Source organism: Ensifer sp. ENS11 (assembly GCF_014851895.1).
Lineage (GTDB): Bacteria > Pseudomonadota > Alphaproteobacteria > Rhizobiales > Rhizobiaceae > Ensifer > Ensifer canadensis.
Genome location: NZ_JACVAN010000001.1, coordinates 158,669 through 172,620, shown reverse-complemented (window position 1 = coordinate 172,620; position 13,952 = coordinate 158,669). Strand labels below are relative to the sequence as shown.

Annotated in this window: 17 protein-coding genes; 6 read left to right on the top strand and 11 right to left on the bottom strand. The window is 62.7% G+C overall.

The features are described from left to right. Positions 1 to 52: 52 nt before the first annotated feature. Positions 53 to 718: an OmpA family protein gene (locus tag IB264_RS00855; protein WP_025425537.1), complete on the bottom strand. Its 666-nt coding sequence runs from the start codon at positions 716 to 718 to the stop codon at positions 53 to 55. Between the two features lie 206 nt (positions 719 to 924). Between IB264_RS00855 and IB264_RS00850 the strand changes: the two genes are divergently transcribed. After that, positions 925 to 1,563, top strand: coding sequence for an exopolysaccharide biosynthesis protein (locus tag IB264_RS00850; RefSeq protein ID WP_025425536.1), 639 nt, complete (start codon positions 925 to 927; stop codon positions 1,561 to 1,563). Between the two features lie 186 nt (positions 1,564 to 1,749). Here IB264_RS00850 and IB264_RS00845 read toward each other — a convergent pair whose 3' ends face one another. From IB264_RS00845 to IB264_RS00830, 4 genes are all read right to left on the bottom strand, one after another. Further along, positions 1,750 to 2,103: a hypothetical protein gene (locus IB264_RS00845; protein ID WP_025425535.1), complete on the bottom strand. Its 354-nt coding sequence runs from the start codon at positions 2,101 to 2,103 to the stop codon at positions 1,750 to 1,752. A 139-nt stretch (positions 2,104 to 2,242) separates the two neighbouring features. After that, positions 2,243 to 3,268, bottom strand: a complete 1,026-nt coding sequence (locus IB264_RS00840) for a histone deacetylase family protein (protein WP_025425534.1) — start codon at positions 3,266 to 3,268, stop codon at positions 2,243 to 2,245. Between the two features lie 240 nt (positions 3,269 to 3,508). Beyond that, the gene (locus tag IB264_RS00835) at positions 3,509 to 4,036 is read right to left on the bottom strand and encodes a GNAT family N-acetyltransferase (RefSeq protein ID WP_025425533.1); all 528 of its coding nucleotides are present in this window, start codon (positions 4,034 to 4,036) and stop codon (positions 3,509 to 3,511) included. Between the two features lie 2 nt (positions 4,037 to 4,038). Further along, the gene (locus IB264_RS00830; RefSeq protein ID WP_025425532.1) at positions 4,039 to 4,617 is read right to left on the bottom strand and encodes a helix-turn-helix domain-containing protein; all 579 of its coding nucleotides are present in this window, start codon (positions 4,615 to 4,617) and stop codon (positions 4,039 to 4,041) included. A 208-nt stretch (positions 4,618 to 4,825) separates the two neighbouring features. Here IB264_RS00830 and IB264_RS00825 point away from each other — a divergent pair, with 208 nt between their 5' ends. Continuing rightward, complete coding sequence (locus IB264_RS00825) at positions 4,826 to 6,067, top strand: MFS transporter (RefSeq protein ID WP_025425531.1); 1,242 nt, start codon at positions 4,826 to 4,828, stop codon at positions 6,065 to 6,067. Between the two features lie 81 nt (positions 6,068 to 6,148). Further along, complete coding sequence (gene lepA, locus IB264_RS00820; RefSeq protein WP_371412227.1) at positions 6,149 to 7,975, top strand: translation elongation factor 4; 1,827 nt, start codon at positions 6,149 to 6,151, stop codon at positions 7,973 to 7,975. Positions 7,976 to 8,345: 370 nt separating this feature from the next. Here the strand turns inward: lepA and IB264_RS00815 are convergent, their stop codons facing one another. From IB264_RS00815 to IB264_RS00800, 4 genes are read right to left on the bottom strand one after another with little or no spacing between them, the layout of a single operon-like run. Continuing rightward, positions 8,346 to 8,858, bottom strand: coding sequence for a GNAT family N-acetyltransferase (locus IB264_RS00815; protein ID WP_225906193.1), 513 nt, complete (start codon positions 8,856 to 8,858; stop codon positions 8,346 to 8,348). A gap of 19 nt (positions 8,859 to 8,877) precedes the next feature. After that, positions 8,878 to 9,444 carry a sugar O-acetyltransferase gene (locus tag IB264_RS00810; protein WP_025425528.1) on the bottom strand — a complete coding sequence of 189 codons (567 nt, stop codon included), beginning with the start codon at positions 9,442 to 9,444 and terminating at the stop codon, positions 8,878 to 8,880. Continuing rightward, positions 9,441 to 9,920, bottom strand: a complete 480-nt coding sequence (locus IB264_RS00805; protein ID WP_025425527.1) for a GFA family protein — start codon at positions 9,918 to 9,920, stop codon at positions 9,441 to 9,443. Before IB264_RS00805 ends, IB264_RS00810 begins: the two co-directional genes overlap by 4 nt. Continuing rightward, a complete protein-coding gene (locus IB264_RS00800) occupies positions 9,920 to 10,675 on the bottom strand; it encodes a type 1 glutamine amidotransferase (RefSeq protein WP_025425526.1) in 756 nt (251 codons plus the stop codon). Before IB264_RS00800 ends, IB264_RS00805 begins: the two co-directional genes overlap by 1 nt. Before the next feature lie 362 nt (positions 10,676 to 11,037). Here IB264_RS00800 and rnk point away from each other — a divergent pair, with 362 nt between their 5' ends. After that, complete coding sequence (gene rnk / locus IB264_RS00795; RefSeq protein ID WP_038576621.1) at positions 11,038 to 11,445, top strand: nucleoside diphosphate kinase regulator; 408 nt, start codon at positions 11,038 to 11,040, stop codon at positions 11,443 to 11,445. Positions 11,446 to 11,526: 81 nt separating this feature from the next. Here rnk and IB264_RS00790 read toward each other — a convergent pair whose 3' ends face one another. Then, positions 11,527 to 11,982, bottom strand: a complete 456-nt coding sequence (locus IB264_RS00790; protein WP_025425524.1) for a DoxX family protein — start codon at positions 11,980 to 11,982, stop codon at positions 11,527 to 11,529. Between the two features lie 302 nt (positions 11,983 to 12,284). Here IB264_RS00790 and IB264_RS00785 point away from each other — a divergent pair, with 302 nt between their 5' ends. Both IB264_RS00785 and IB264_RS00780 read left to right on the top strand, forming a co-directional pair. After that, entirely contained in the window at positions 12,285 to 12,566 is a 282-nt protein-coding gene (locus IB264_RS00785; protein WP_025425523.1) for a SelT/SelW/SelH family protein, read from the top strand. Positions 12,567 to 12,649: 83 nt separating this feature from the next. Beyond that, on the top strand, positions 12,650 to 12,994 hold the full coding sequence (locus IB264_RS00780) for a YqaA family protein (protein WP_025425522.1): 345 nt from the start codon (positions 12,650 to 12,652) through the stop codon (positions 12,992 to 12,994). Between the two features lie 275 nt (positions 12,995 to 13,269). On the opposite strand, the gene IB264_RS00775 is transcribed toward IB264_RS00780, so the two are convergent. After that, the gene (locus IB264_RS00775) at positions 13,270 to 13,896 is read right to left on the bottom strand and encodes a ribonuclease D (protein ID WP_025425521.1); all 627 of its coding nucleotides are present in this window, start codon (positions 13,894 to 13,896) and stop codon (positions 13,270 to 13,272) included. Positions 13,897 to 13,952 lie beyond the last annotated feature (56 nt).

Here is a 13,952-nt window from a genome sequence, read left to right as displayed (position 1 = left end):
GCCGCACTGTTCCCGGTGCGGCCCTTCTATATCAAGGTATCGCAGAGACCTATCAGCCCTGCTTGATCGGCGCGATCGAGATTTCGACGCGGCGGTTCTGCGCCCGGCCGGCCTCGCTGCCGTTGGAGGCGATCGGCCGTTCCTGGCCGAAGCCCATGGTGGCCATGCGGCGCTGGTCGACGCCCTGGCTTGCCAGATAATTGGCAACTGAGGCTGCGCGACGCTCGGAAAGGCCCTGGTTGTAGGAGGCGCTGCCGGTCGAATCGGTGTGGCCGTCGACGTCGATCAGCGTCTTGTTGAACTTGCGCAGCACGATCGCCACGGAGTTCAGCGTGTCGTAGAAGGCTGGGATTACCTGGTCGCGGTCGGTGGCGAAGGTGATGTTCGACGGCATGTTCAGGATGATGCGGTCGCCTGCGCGGGTAACGGAAACACCGGTACCCTGCAGCTGGGCGCGCAGTTCCGCTTCCTGGCTGTCCATGTAGTTGCCGACCAAGCCACCGCCGAGCGCGCCGATACCGGCACCGACGAGAGCGGCATCACGCCGTCCCGCAGCACTGCCGCCGACAAGAAGGCCGGTCGCTGCACCGAGACCCGCGCCGATCAGCGCGCCGCCGGCGGTGTTCGACATCTTCTGCTCACCCGTATAGGGATCGGTGGTCGTGCATCCCGAGAGATAGATGGCCGCTACAGCCAGTATGGCGCATTTCTTGATCATAGAATCAATGGTCCCCATTCGTGCTCAAAGGTGCTTCATACTAGCGATTGCGGCAGGAAGATGAAGAGACGTCCCACTGATGCCATTGTTTGGCGACAAATGGCGCCACGGCCACAGTCATCGTCATGACAGGGCCGGATACTAACCGATCCTTCACACGCTCTTGATAACAAGCGCGTTCGAGGAAAATCGAGGCGGACTATCTGATGGCAATCGAGTTTGGCGATACGCAACGCAGTCTCAGCGACACGCTCAACGGGATGATCGGGTCGATTCGCGGCAACACCATCACGCTTCGCGACCTGATGACGGGCATCGGCGAACAGGGCTTTCTCTTGCTGTGCGCGCTGCTGACGCTGCCGTTTCTGCTGCCGGTCTCCATTCCCGGCGTCAGTACCGTTTTCGGCGCCGCCATCATCCTGATCTCGATTTCGATTACCCTCAACCGCCTGCCCTGGATGCCGCAGCGCATCCTCGACCGGCAGATCGAAACCGAAAAACTGGTGCCGACGCTGCAGAAGGGGGCAGCGCTTGTCTCCAAGCTCGATCGCTTCGTCAGGCCGCGCTTCGGCTTCCTGACGCAAGGCGCACTGATGAACCGCTTCAACGGCCTGATGATCATGGCCGGAGGCGTGCTGCTGATGTTTCCGCTCGGCCTCATTCCGCTATCGAACACGCTGCCGGGCATCGCCATCCTGCTCCTGTCGCTCGGCATCATCCAGCGCGACGGACTGATGGTCGCTGGCGGCTATCTCTTCCTGATCGCAACCACGGTCTACTTCACCGTCCTCGCCTATATGGCAGTTGCGGCCGGCCAGGGCCTATCCAACTTCTTCGTTTCTTAAAACGTATCGCCATCGTGAACCTGACGCGTCGTCATCGACGCGCCGGTCGCGAGTCCGGCCGGCTACAGCGCCGTGCGTCAAATATGACGCGCAAAGGACGCTGTATCGCTTTAAACTTGCTGCATAATTTTATCCTTAAATCGGATTCGATTTAAGCAATTAAGCAGTAGCCGGAACGGCGCGATCTCATGCCGATGTCGCCTGGAAGCTCTTGTAGCTGGCGGAATCGGTCTCAACCCCGAGCTTTTCCATCAGCGCCGCACGATCGATGTTGAGGCTTCTATCGAACGCGCCGATCGCTGCTGCAACCTTCGGCGCGACCTCTTCGCTTTCGAATTCGATCATGGTGCAGAAGTTGAACTTTCCCGGGCCCGCATGCTGCTCGAGGAACAGGTCCTTGACGTAGCCGTCCTGGCTGCGGATCACTTCGAGGGTCTTTTCCACCAGTTCCAGAAACTGCGTCCGTGCGGCGGTCGGCACCGCAAACTTGTTGATACGATAGAGCGGTGCGACGATACCCGCCTTTGTATTGCTGCTCATTGAACTCTCCTTGAGTATCCCTTCAAATCCCGTCGGCGGCCATTCGGCGACGGGCAGGAACACTCGTACGACCTCAAGTAAAGTTGAGGTCAACAGGGGTTCGTGAGAAATCTGCGGCTGCCTGACGGCCGGAGTAGGCTCAGGTAGCAATGCCCTTGAGCACATTGGCGACGTTGAGGCCGATTTCGGGCACACCGTAGCCGCCCTCCATGCAGACGACGACCGGCAGGCCCGTCCTCTTCAACCTCTCGCCCATGCGCAGATAATCCTCCGACTTCAGCTTGAACGACGAAATCGGATCGCGCTCGAACGTGTCGACGCCGAGCGAAACCACCAGCGCCTCGGCGCCGAAGGTCTCGATGCGATGAAGTGCATCGTCCATCGCGGCCGACCAGGCCGAATAGGCCGTGCCGCGCGGCAGGGGATAGTTCTTCGTGGTGCCGAGGCCTTCGCCAGCCCCCTCTTCATCGGCAAAGCCGAGAAAGTACGGGAAAGCGTCGACGGGATCGCCATGCAGCGAGGCGAAGTAGACGTCGCCGCGTCCATAGAAGATGTCCTGCGTGCCGTTGCCATGATGGAAGTCGACATCGAGCACTGCGACCCTGGCAGCACCGAGATCGCGTAGCCGCTGGGCGGCGCAGGCGGCGTTGTTGATGAAGGAGTAGCCGCCATAGAGATCGATCGCCGCGTGATGGCCGGGCGGGCGGCAAAGCGCAAAGGCGGCCGTGTTGCCGGCGTCCACATGCTCGGCAGCCGAAAGCGCGCAATTCATCGCCGCGCGCGCGGCGACGTAGGTGCCTTCAGTGATCGATGTTTCCGCGGCAAAGGCGTAATAGCCGAGCGCGCCGTCGATATCCTTGGGCGGGTGCTGGCGCATCCGGCGCGCCGGGAAGCACGTCGGGATCGCTTCGCCGCGATAACCGTCAGCGACCCAGCGCGCCCAGGCGGTTTCGAGAAAGTCGAGATAGTCGGCCGCGTGGAGCTTGAGGGCCGTTTCCAGGCCGTGATGCGTGGGCGCAACCACATCGGCAAAGCCAGCCTCCTTCACCGCCGCCAAAATCCATTCGGCACGAAACGGCGCCTCGAACGGCGCCACCAGTTCGCCACCGAAGAGTTCTGTCCTGGCCTCACGGAGCTTGTGATCTTCGGAATAGAAAACGCGCATGGCAATGTCCCGGTTGAGTTCGTGAAGCGAGCGAAGCGTCGGCAAGCTAGCGCAGGGTTCGGGCCGTTGGCTACCTCAGCGGGCGCCCCTCATCCGGCCTGCCGGCCACCTTCTCCCCGCAAGCGAGGCGAAGGAGACGCGCGGCAAACTCCAGTCCCCCCTCTCCCCGCAAGCGGGGAGAGGGCTGGGGTGAGGGGCAGCGACACTGAAGGAGGGGCATCCGAGGGAGCGGCGATCCCCCTACGCCGCGATGCGCTTGTAGAAAAGCGTCGTGGCGCACAGGCCGCCCTCCGGCCACATGGCGTAATCGGGAATGACGCCGACGCGTTCCCATCCAAGGCGTGGATAGATCGCCTCCGCCTCGCTGCCGGTTGCCGTGTCGAGCACAAGCAGCACCTTGCCGCGTGCCGCCGCCTCCCGTTCGACGGCCTGCATCAGCAGCCGGGCGACGCCCTTGCCGCGGGCGGCGCGATGGACGAGCAGCTTCTTCAGATCGCCGCGATGCGGCTGGTTGGGCATCTGCGCCACGCCGACCTGGACCGTGCCGACGATCCGCCCCTCGTCTTCGGCAACTATCAGCAGCGTTTCATCGGCGGCAACCGCATTGGCGACGCCATCCCAGTAGGGCAACGCCGCCTCCGGCGGATAGGGCTGCATGAAACCGACGGATGCGCCGCCCTCGACGCAATCGGAGAGCACCTCGGCAAGCGCCGGCATGGCGGAACGGGTTTCGGCTTCGTTGAGCAGGCGGATCGTGATGTCAGGCATGGTCAAACCCTGGTTCGGCAAAGGACGACGGCATAGTGAGCCGGCTCATCATGGGGATTGTGAAAGACGTGGCCCTGCTCGAGCCCCATGAACAGGCAGTCGCCGGCTTCAAGCACATGCGACCCGGATTCCATGGTCAGTTCGAGCCGGCCGGAGAAAAGCCAGAGGTGCTGCGTAATGCCCCGATCGGCCGGTTGGCGTTCGAAGACGACGCGCGCGCCCGGCGGGAACTCGACCTCGACGATATCGACCGGCGAGCCGACACCATCAGGCGAGACCGAGCGGCGCAGATAGCCGGATTCCGGATCCCGCCAAAGTCTTTGATCGGCGCGCCGTGCAACCGGCGAAGCCTGCTGGCCGTCAAAGGCAAAGAGCGCCGACAGCGTAGTCGAGAGGGCGCTGCAAAGCTTGGCGAGCAGTTGCGCCGTCGGGCTCACCTCGCCGCGCTCGATGCGCGAGATCATGGCCCGGCTGACGCCGGACCGCGTCGCCAGATCGTCAAGTGTCAGGTTCTGCTCGGCCCTCAGCGAACGGACGCGTTCGCCGATGGCTTGTTCGAGTGGGTCGCCGGTGATTTCCATTATTTGAGATTACATTTCTCATATAATAGAGTCAAGACCTCGGGAACTGAAAATAAAGGCTGACAATGCCGCTTTGGCGACATTGCGACAACGCGCTTTCGGCTAAGGTCCGCAACGGGCATCCTGAGCGAAAAAACGTTCCCGCTCAATAATTTAGCACGACCTCACGAAACAGGCCGTCACGGCTGATGAAACGGACCGGCACGACATGGACAAGCAACCCTCCTCGCTGACGTCGATTGCCAGCATCGTCATGTCGATGACGGCTGTGGCGATCGGCAACGGCATGATGCTCGCCTATGTGCCTTTCGTGCTGACCCGGTCCGATGCGCCGGACTGGGTGCCGGGCGCCGCCGTCACCATGATTGCCTTCGGCGGGCTTGTCGGCTGCGTGATCGCCGGACCGATGATCCGCCGCGTCGGCCATGCCCGGGCGTTTTCCTGCTCGATGGCGCTGGTCATCCTTTCGGCGCTGACGATCAGTCTCGGCATGCACCCGATCCTCTGGGTGCTCGCCCGCGGCCTTTACGGTGCTGCCGGAAACACCAATTTCATCATCAGTCAGAGCTGGCTCAATCATGCGAGCGACAACCACTGGCGCGGCAGGGCGATGGCGATGTTCTACATGGCCTACGTGATCGGGCTTGGCACCGGCGCCTGGCTGTTCGGACAGATCCCCGTCGACGGTAACCTGCCGCCGCTCATCACCATCTTCTTCACGGCACTTGCCATCCTGCCGATCGGCCTGACGCGCCTGCCCACACCGCCGGCGCCGGCCAAGGTCAGCATCGATATCCCGATGGTCTGGCGCAGCTCACCTGTCGCCTTCATCGGCGTGCTTGCCGCTGGCGGTCTTTCGATGGTGGTACAGGGCTTCACGCCGATCTATGCGGCCGCCAATCAGGTGAGCCAGGGCGACGTTGCCAACCTGATGTTCGTGATGCAGCTCGGGCTGATCGCCATCCAGTATCCGATGGGCACGCTATCAGACCGGATCGACCGCCGGCTGGTGCTGATCGCCACCTGCCTGCTGATCGTTACCGCCGGCTTCTTCGCGCTCTCGGCGACCTTCAGCAATCTTCTCATGCTGATGGTGGTCTTCGCGCTGTTCGCCGGTGCGGTCGAGACCGTCTATTCCATCGCCAACGCACATGCCAACGACCGCACTGATCCGGCGGATTTCGTGCCGCTCGCCAGCACCATGCTGGTCGCCTGGTCGGCGGCGGCAACCCTGGTGCCGATGCTCGTCACGCTGCTGACGCCGGTGTTCGGGCCGCGTACTTTCATCTATGCGGCGATGGTCGTTGCGGCGCTCTATGCGCTGTTCGTGCTGATACGCCTCAGGAAACGCGACGAGGTACCCGCCGGCGAGCGCGAGACCTTCGAACTGAAGAGCGCGCAGGTGCCGAATGCCGGCGCGCTGATCGACGCGGATGCCAGAACCGAATAGCCGCCGCAGCCCCTCATTTATAGTGAACGAAGCCTTCATTTCCCGCTTTGCGCGGCTTGAAGGCACTGCTATATGCGGCCCATGAGCACAACATCTTCCAAGACGCCCCTGTCGCATATCCGTAACTTCTCGATCGTGGCCCATATCGACCACGGCAAATCGACGCTGGCCGACCGACTGATCCAGTCGACGGGCGGCCTTGCCGAGCGGGAAATGTCCGAGCAGGTGCTCGACAGCATGGATATCGAGCGCGAGCGCGGCATCACCATCAAGGCCCAGACCGTGCGTCTGCACTACAAGGCCAATGACGGCGAAACCTACGTGCTGAACCTCATCGACACGCCCGGCCACGTCGACTTCGCCTATGAAGTCTCGCGTTCGCTGTCGGCCTGCGAAGGTTCGCTGCTGGTCGTCGATGCGAGCCAAGGGGTGGAAGCCCAGACGCTCGCCAACGTCTACCAGGCGATCGACAACAATCACGAGCTCGTCACCGTGCTCAACAAGATCGACCTTCCCGCCGCCGAGCCGGAGCGGATCAAGGAACAGATCGAGGAAGTGATCGGCATCGACGCCTCCGAAGCCGTTCTGATCTCGGCCAAGACGGGCCTCGGCATTCCCGATGTTCTCGAAGCGATCGTCACCAAGCTGCCGGCGCCGAAGAGCGAGGGCGGCGATACCGCACCGCTGAAGGCGCTGCTGGTCGACAGCTGGTACGACGCCTATCTCGGCGTCATGGTTCTCGTGCGTATCATCGACGGCACCCTGAAGAAGGGCATGACCATCCGCATGATGGGCACCGACGCCAAGTACACGATCGAACGCGTCGGCGTGCTGACGCCGAAGATGGTGGCCATGGACGCGCTCGGCCCGGGCGAGATCGGTTTCATCACCGCTTCGATCAAGGAAGTGGCCGATACCCGCGTCGGCGACACCATCACCGAGGACAAGCGCCCGACCGCCAAGGCCCTGCCGGGCTTCAAGCCGGCGCAGCCGGTGGTGTTCTGCGGCCTGTTCCCGGTCGATGCCGCCGATTTCGAGGACCTGCGTTCGGCGATGGGCAAGCTGCGCCTCAACGACGCGTCGTTCTCGTTCGAAATGGAATCGTCGGCCGCGCTCGGCTTCGGTTTCCGCTGCGGCTTCCTCGGGCTCCTGCACCTTGAAATCATCCAGGAGCGCCTGGAGCGCGAGTTCGACCTCGACCTGATCGCGACGGCGCCTTCGGTCGTCTACAAGCTGTTCATGACCGACGGTTCGGAGCGCGAGCTGCACAACCCGGCCGACATGCCCGACGTCGTCAAGATCGCCGAGATCCACGAGCCGTGGATCCGCGCGACGATCCTGACGCCCGACGACTATCTCGGCGGCATTCTGAAGCTCTGCCAGGACCGGCGCGGCATTCAGATCGAGCTGACCTATGTCGGCACCCGCGCGATGCTGACCTACGACCTGCCGCTCAACGAAGTCGTGTTCGACTTCTACGACCGCCTGAAGTCGATCTCCAAGGGCTATGCCTCGTTCGACTACCAGATCACCGACCACAAGGAAGGCAACCTTGTGAAGATGTCGATCCTCGTCAACGGCGAGCCGGTCGACGCGCTGTCGATGATGGTGCACCGGATGGCGGCCGAAAAGCGCGGTCGCGAAATGTGCGAGAAGCTCAAGGAGCTGATCCCGAAGCACATGTTCAAGATCCCGATCCAGGCGGCGATCGGCGGCAACGTCATTGCCCGCGAGACCATCTCGGCGCTCCGCAAGGACGTGACGGCGAAGTGCTACGGCGGCGACGCCACCCGCAAGCGCAAGCTTCTGGAAAAACAGAAGGCCGGCAAGAAGCGCATGCGCCAGTTCGGCAAGGTGGAGATCCCGCAGGAAGCCTTCATCGCCGCGCTCAAGATGGGCGACGAATAAGCGTCAGACACCAATGACGTGCGTGGCGAAGGGGAGAGCCTGACGCCACGCCCTTGCTTGCAGACGTTCGCTGACGGCGTCTCCGTCCTCGGACTTGAGCCGAGGATCCACCTGCAAAATCTCGAAATAACGATCGCCTCTTTGCAGTTCGTGACGATGTCAGCATGGCCCGGCAGCGGGGCAGAGCTCGTCCATGGATCCTCGGGTCAAGCCCGAGGATGACAGTGGGAGGTGGTCCTGGCCAGCAACGGATCTCGGGGCAGTCGCCCACGGGGAGGCTGCAAAGCAGAGCTGATTTCTGTTCAGCCTCACACCCGACCGCCGTCATCCTCGGGCTTGACCCGAGGCCACCACCGACCACCAGCCGTCTTCAGCTCTCAGTGAGCAGATACCGCTTCGAGATGCGATCCACCGGAAGGCCGCTCTTGAGCGGCACCGCCTTGTCCACCTTGTAATCGACGAAACCCATCTTGCCGTAATAAGCAAGGCCGCCCGTGTTGTCGGCGCGGATGGTGGCGTTGATCGCGGTGAGGCCCAGCGCACGGGCATTGTCCCTCGTGGCCGCAAAGAGCGCCGAGCCGGCGCCGCGCACCTTGGCATCAGGGCGGGAGAACGTGCCGATATCGGCCCAGCCTTCCGGCAATCCGTCGTAGCGTTCCAGTGCCTGGAACGCGCAAGGGCGGCCGTCGACATCTTCGGCAACGAAGCAGCTGACGAAGCCCGGGCCGGCGAGGTAGTGCGCGGTAAAACTTTCGAGTGTGAACGGCGTCTCATTGGCAGTCGTGCCGCCGATCCGGATGATCTCGTTGAGGAAGGCGCAGAGCGCCGGCACGTCGGCAGGCGTTGTCGGACGCACCTTGATTGTTGTCATCTGGTCGACCATCAAAAACCTCTCTTTTGAACTACAACTTGCCGGATTGCGGCAGAGGCCGCGCCGGGTTGCCGACAACCGTCGCGCCCGCCGCCACGTCTCTCGTGACGACGGAGCCGGCCCCGACGATGGCGCCATCGCCGATCGTCACGCCACCGAGAATGATGGCGCCGCCGCCGATCCACACGTCCTTGCCGATCTCGACCGTCCTTGCGATCTCGATGCCACGGCTCCTGAGCGGCACGTCCTTGTGATGCTCGGCGCAATAGATCTGCACGCCCGGGCCTAGCATCGAACCTTCGCCGATCAAAATGCGGCCGCTGTCCAGCATGGTGCAGCCGGCATTGAGATAGACGCGGGGGCCAAGCGAAATGTTGATGCCATAGGAGCAATGAAACGGCGCTTCGATGAGAACATCATCGGCAACGCTCGCGAACAGCGCCCGAAGCGCCGGCGCCATCGACCCACGCGCATCGGGTGCCATGGTGTTGTGCTGGTGCACCGCGTCACGCGCGCGCTGACGCAGCCGCTCGAGTTCCGGGTCGAGGCAGCAGTACCAATCGCCCGCCGCCATCTTGCCGCGCTCGCTGGCGCTCACGGTTTTGCCCTTGCCTCGGCCGCTTGACGCCGCGCCAGGCTTTCCGCCGGCCACAGTGCCGCCATGTCGTAATAGATGTCGAAGACCGGGGCGCCGCCTTGAAGCGATAGCCAGGAGACCTTCGAGCGCGTGAAGATATGGGCATCCGGCGGGAAATCCGAAGGCCGATCGAGGCTTGCAATGCGCAGGAAGGCGAGCCAGCCGCGACGGCCGTAATCGCTCCAGAGCGCCGTCTGGCATTCACCGCAGCGATAGACATCGTGCGGCCGGCCACTCTCGGTCGGCAGCGTCACGACGATGGGTTCGCCTGCCGTCAGCTCGATGTTCTCACGCTCGATAACGCCATTGACAACGAAGGCGCTTCCGACCTGTCGCTGGCAATCGGTGCAATGGCAGCAGTTGACGAACATCGGCCGCCGTTTCAGCCGATAGCGGATGCGTCCGCAGAAGCAGCCGCCAGCAATGGTTTTATCCATCAGCAGGCCTCCTCCAGCACCTCGTCGCCCGACGCTGCGGCAATAGCATCGCCACGCCTGATGGTGGCGACCCAGGCGCGCGCCAAAGCGAGACCGGCGGCATTGGCCTTTTCGCCATGATGCCGGGCATGGGCAGGGTACTCTGCCAACCAGTTGGGGTCGAGCCGATTGATCGTCTGCGGGAACGAGCGGTTCCAATCCTCGACGAGATCGGTGTCGGCCTCGAAGTGGAATTGCGTGCCATAGGCGGCACGGCCGATGCGAAACGCCTGATGCCGGGTGACATCGTTTTCGGCAAGGTGCACCGCCCCTTCCGGCAGCGTGAAGGTATCGCCATGCCATTGGAAGATCGGAAAGCTTTCGCCGACGCTTGCCAGCACCGGATCGCTCTGCCCCTCGGCACGCACCCGCACATCGTGCCAGCCGAATTCTTTGGCTTCGCCCAACAGGTTCTTCGCACCATAGGCACGCGCCAAAAGCTGGCTGCCGAGGCAGATGCCGAGCACGGAACGCTCGCTGTCGCCGAAACGGCGCATCAGAGCTGCCAGTTGCGGGAGATAGGGGAAAGCCTCGTCGTCGAGCGCACTCTGCTCGCCGCCGAGCACGACCAGCGCATCGAAGCCATCGGGTTCAGTCGGCACCGGGTCGCCGGCATAGGCACGGCGAACCTCGATTTCGGCCTTGACCTCGCGAAGCGCCGTGCCGACCTGGCCGAGCTCCGTCTTCGCCATGTTTTCCACCACCAGTACCCGCATCATCACCTTCCCTTTGCCGTATGGGCGGAAGATTGATCACGACATGCGCCCCGGTTCAAGAGGAGAGAACCGGCATGGTGCTCATTGACCAACGCAGCCGGGCCTTGACTTCCGTGCCAAACTTTCCGACTTTCCTGATATCATGATGCTCGCGATTTCTTCCCTTCGCTGCTTCCGGGTGTGCCCGATCGCAGGAACCTGACCCCAGCCCGGATGCTTGCGCTCTCCGGGTCAGGGGAGCCTTTCGCGTCGGCAAATGAGAACCTCCGTTCCCATGCCACGATCCGAGCGCCGCGTTTTTCCAGAAAGAATCAGCAATGACGGCGCCCATGGCCCGTCGACAAGAACGTCAGGTTATCATCATGGCGACCACCGCCCGTAACAAACTTCCCGCGATCATCATCAATGCCGAGGACCACAAGCGTCTGACGGCGCTTGCCTCCTCCGCTCTCGACCGCATCCCCGAGGTCGCCGAGGCGCTTCTGTCCGAACTCGAACGGGCGCGGGTGACCACCCCTGGCAAGCTGCCGGCCGACAGCGTCCAGATGGGATCCACCGTCGCCTTCGACGCCGACAATGGTTTTGCCAAGCAGGTGACGCTCGTCTATCCCGGCGAGGCCGATATCGAGGCTGGGCGTATTTCGGTGCTGACGCCGATCGGCGCAGCACTCATCGGCCTGTCCGTCGGCCAGTCGATCGATTGGCACGACCGCTCCGGCAAGGTCCACCGGATGACCATCCGCAACGTTACACCGGCCGAGCGGGCCTGAGCGCACCCCCGAAACGCGTCGAGGAGGCCGGTCGTCAGACCGCCCTCCCCGCTTTTCAATCAACTCTTGCCCGAAGGTCGATCAGAACTGCTTGCCGAGCTTGGCGTCGACGGACTGGCTGTTGGCGCCGCGAACGGCGAAGAAGAACAGGATCGCTGCCCAGAGAATGGACTTTTCGGCGCCACCGAGGCCCTGGTCCTGCACAACGCCATGGAAGTAGACAGTGACGAGCAGCACGATCATCGCGGCAACCGAGGCCGGACGGGTGAGAAGGCCGATCGCGATCAGGATGCCGCCGAAGAATTCTGTGGCGGCCAGCAGCGGCGACCAGAAGACGCCGGGGTAGAAGCCGAGGCTTTCGACCATGCCGACAGCCCCGAAGGGATTGATGATCTTGCCGTAACCGTGGGTTACGAGCAGGACGCCGCACAGAACGCGCAGCAGCGTTTCGGCAAAGGTATCAAGCGGCAGATAGATCTTTTCCAGTGCCGGGAGGATTGCACGGGGACGGGAGGTCGAGACGGTAGCATCAGTCATGGGTAGGTCCTCTTGGAGGTGGCTGCGACAATATGTGCAATGCAGCAATGTCTCGCCGGGCGTCTTTTCGTTTGCAAGGGAGCGACCGATAAAAACATGACTAAATCAGTTGACAATTGCGTGAGAGGCGCGTGACCGCCGGTTGTTTCCAGATCGACCGCTACCGCGCCAAGCGGTCGGCGTGACGCACCAGGGACGGTGTAACGCCTGAAACCTGCTGTGTAATTTTCTCATTTAACCGGTTCCGGTTTTACGGGGTTATGCAGTATGTTGCCGCGCACAAACCAGCCGGGAACCACCAGATGGACGAGAAGCCGCGGATCACCATCCTTTATTGCACGCAGTGCAACTGGCTTTTGCGCGCCGGCTGGATGGCACAGGAGCTGCTGCAGACCTTCGGCCAATCGTTGGGTGAAGTGGCGCTGATCCCCGGCACCGGCGGCAATTTCGAGATCCGCGTCAATGACGAACTGATCTGGGAGCGCAAGCGTGACGGCGGTTTTCCCGGACCGAAAGAATTGAAGCAGCGCATCCGCGACATCATCGAGCCGGAGCGCGATCTCGGCCACACCGACAGGAGCTGATCCTGGATTTCGGCATTCTCGCTGGCGTTTTCTCGGCAGCCTTCCTCTCCGCGACACTGCTGTTCGGCATGTCGGAGGCGGCGATCGTCGCCGCCGCACTTCATGGCGAAACCGGCCGTGTCGCCCTTTTCGTCGCGGCCACAGCTGGCAACGTCCTTGGCGCCGTCGTCAATTTCGTGCTTGGGCGGTTCCTGATCCGCTTTGAGGGAAGGCGCTGGTTCCCGATCTCGCCTGCGGCGCGGCAGAAGGCGGAGACGCTGTTTGCGAGCTATGGCCAGCCGGTGCTGCTCTTATCCTGGCTGCCGGTGGTCGGCGATCCGCTGACGCTCGTCGCCGGGCTGTTGCGCATGCCTTTTGCACTGTTCCTGGTGTTCGTGGCGATCGGCAAGGCGGCGCGTTACGCCATCGTGCTCTGGCTGACGCCGTGATACCAACCTTGCGCTGATATTGACGTCTTGCGTGGGACCGTGCGGTCATCCGGCAAGGAGCATACCGCAGGACGATGCTTTGGCATCGGTCGAGGATTGCGACGCTGCCGGTGGCCGATACACGGCCCACCCGAAGGGCCGGGCGCTTTTGGCATCCTGATAGCGTCGACACTCCTCACCGCGCCGCTTGGGTCCGGTTGCGATTGTCTCTTTGCCGGAAACCAAAATCGCTCCGGCGCGAGAGGTCAATATCAGCGCAGGTTGGTATGACCCGTTCAGCTATGGGCGAAAATGTCGGTCTCGTCCCAGCCGAGCAGATCGAGCTTGGAGCGGGTCGGCAGGAAGGCGAAGCAGGCATCCGCATGGTCCATGCGGCCATCGCGCAAGAGCCGCCCCGTCAGTTTTTCGCGCAGCGCATGCAGGTGCAGCACGTCGGATGCGGCATATTCGAGCTGCGCCGGAGACAGGGTCTCGGCCGCCCAGTCGGAGGACTGCTGCTGCTTGGAAATATCGACGTCGAGCATTTCCTTCAGATTGTCCTTCAACCCGTGGCGATCCGTGTAGGTGCGCGTCAGACGCGAGGCGATCTTGGTGCAGAACACCGGCGTCGTCGTCACGCCGAAAGTGTGGAAGAGTACGGCGATATCGAAACGGCCGTAGTGGAAAATCTTCTGCCGGGCCGGGTCGGCGAGCATGGCGACGAGGTTCGGCGCATCCTTCTGGCCGGCGGCAATACGGATCACGTCGGCGGTGCCGTCGCCCGGCGAAAGCTGGACGACGCAGAGCCGGTCGCGGCGGGGGACAAGGCCAAGAGTTTCCGTGTCGACGGCAATCGCGCCCCGGTAGCGGGCGGCATCGGCTGCGGAAATATCGCCTTCATGGAACCGTATTGCATTCGCCATCGAAAATCCCCAGATGAAACGGAAGTGGTGTCGCCTATAGCGCAAGTTTGGCCCTG

Excerpts from the sequence above, each read along its gene's own strand:
- IB264_RS00855 (WP_025425537.1), bottom strand. The coding sequence starts at position 718 with ATGATCAAGAAATGCGCCATACTGGCTGTAGCGGCCATCTATCTCTCG.
- IB264_RS00850 (WP_025425536.1), top strand. The coding sequence starts at position 925 with ATGGCAATCGAGTTTGGCGATACGCAACGCAGTCTCAGCGACACGCTC.
- IB264_RS00845 (WP_025425535.1), bottom strand. The coding sequence starts at position 2,103 with ATGAGCAGCAATACAAAGGCGGGTATCGTCGCACCGCTCTATCGTATC.
- IB264_RS00840 (WP_025425534.1), bottom strand. The coding sequence starts at position 3,268 with ATGCGCGTTTTCTATTCCGAAGATCACAAGCTCCGTGAGGCCAGGACA.
- IB264_RS00835 (WP_025425533.1), bottom strand. The coding sequence starts at position 4,036 with ATGCCTGACATCACGATCCGCCTGCTCAACGAAGCCGAAACCCGTTCC.
- IB264_RS00830 (WP_025425532.1), bottom strand. The coding sequence starts at position 4,617 with ATGGAAATCACCGGCGACCCACTCGAACAAGCCATCGGCGAACGCGTC.
- IB264_RS00825 (WP_025425531.1), top strand. The coding sequence starts at position 4,826 with ATGGACAAGCAACCCTCCTCGCTGACGTCGATTGCCAGCATCGTCATG.
- lepA (WP_371412227.1), top strand. The coding sequence starts at position 6,149 with ATGAGCACAACATCTTCCAAGACGCCCCTGTCGCATATCCGTAACTTC.
- IB264_RS00815 (WP_225906193.1), bottom strand. The coding sequence starts at position 8,858 with ATGGTCGACCAGATGACAACAATCAAGGTGCGTCCGACAACGCCTGCC.
- IB264_RS00805 (WP_025425527.1), bottom strand. The coding sequence starts at position 9,920 with ATGGATAAAACCATTGCTGGCGGCTGCTTCTGCGGACGCATCCGCTAT.
- IB264_RS00800 (WP_025425526.1), bottom strand. The coding sequence starts at position 10,675 with ATGCGGGTACTGGTGGTGGAAAACATGGCGAAGACGGAGCTCGGCCAG.
- rnk (WP_038576621.1), top strand. The coding sequence starts at position 11,038 with ATGGCGACCACCGCCCGTAACAAACTTCCCGCGATCATCATCAATGCC.
- IB264_RS00790 (WP_025425524.1), bottom strand. The coding sequence starts at position 11,982 with ATGACTGATGCTACCGTCTCGACCTCCCGTCCCCGTGCAATCCTCCCG.
- IB264_RS00785 (WP_025425523.1), top strand. The coding sequence starts at position 12,285 with ATGGACGAGAAGCCGCGGATCACCATCCTTTATTGCACGCAGTGCAAC.
- IB264_RS00775 (WP_025425521.1), bottom strand. The coding sequence starts at position 13,896 with ATGGCGAATGCAATACGGTTCCATGAAGGCGATATTTCCGCAGCCGAT.